At 79.1% G+C, this 1,140-nt stretch carries 1 protein-coding gene; it reads right to left on the minus strand.

The features are described from left to right. The coding region (locus EEJ42_RS31440) for an AMP-binding protein (RefSeq protein WP_123105257.1) at positions 1-1,140 on the minus strand (1,140 nt) is incomplete at both ends.

Genomic DNA, 1,140 nt, shown 5'->3' on the forward strand with positions numbered 1-1,140 from the left:
GGAGGCGGCGTACGGAAGCGGGCGCGGCACGGCCGTCCAGCCGGGCCGCCGCCCGCCGGGCCGCCTCCGCGCGGTCCGGTTTGCGGGACCGCCCGGTGAGCGGGATGTCGGTGAGGAGCACCGCGTCGGGGCGGGCGGAGCCCATCCGCTCCAGCGGTCCGGCCAGCAGGGCGCGCACCCGGCGCGGGTCGGCACCGGGGCTCGGCTGGACGAGCGCGACGAGCCGTTCGTCGCCGTCTCCGGCCGGGACGCCGACGAGGAGGGCCAGTTCGACCCCGGCCACGTGCAGCGACGGCTCGTACAGGCCCGGGTAGATGTTTTCGGCACCGCGCAGCACCATGGTCTTCAGCCGCCCCTCCAGCACGATCCGGCCGCCCTCCCAGCGGGCCCGGTCGCCGGTCCGCACCCAGGGGTCGGGGTCCTCGCCCAGATAGCGGTGGCGGGCCGCGGGCCCGGCCAGCAGCAGTTCGCCCTTCCCCGGGGCCATGCCGTCCACCCGGGCCCGGACCCCCGGCAGCGGCGCCCCGGCCAGATCGCCGGTCCCGCCGAAGGCTGCCTTCTCGGCCGCTTCGACGGCGGCGGCCGGGAAGAGTTCGGTGAGCGCGTACACCCCCCACGCCTCGTCCGCCCCCGCCCGCTTGACCCGGGCCAGCAGCTCGGCGCCCGCCGGGGCCGAGCCGGTCCAGACCCGGCCGGTGAAGGGGGCCGACGCGGCGAGCGCGACGCGCAGCTGCGGTGGCGTCAGATAGGTGGCCTGCGGGGTTAGCCGGGCGAGCTGCCGGGCGAGGACGCGCGGCGTACGGGCGGGCAGCGCGACCGGGGCGCCCCGCGTCAGCGAGGGCAGCAGCACGAAGAACGTGCCGCCGAGCACGGGCGCGTCGGGCCGGGGCCGGACCAGTTCGGCCACCGACCGCATCCCGGCGGCGAGCCCGCCCCGGGAATGCACCACGGCGCGCGGCCGGGACGTCGTACCGGAGGTGAACACGATGACCGCGTCCGCCGCGGCGTCGTCGCCCGCCTCGGGCAGCGCCACCCGCGACGCGGACAGGTCCAGCGCCGGGGCGCACCCCGGCAGCCGCCGTCCCAGCGTGGCCACCGGCCCGAGCGTGGCGAGATCGGGCAGCGCGAGCCGCGCCCGCC

Source organism: Streptomyces botrytidirepellens (genome assembly GCF_003721215.1).
Lineage (GTDB): Bacteria > Actinomycetota > Actinomycetes > Streptomycetales > Streptomycetaceae > Streptomyces > Streptomyces himastatinicus.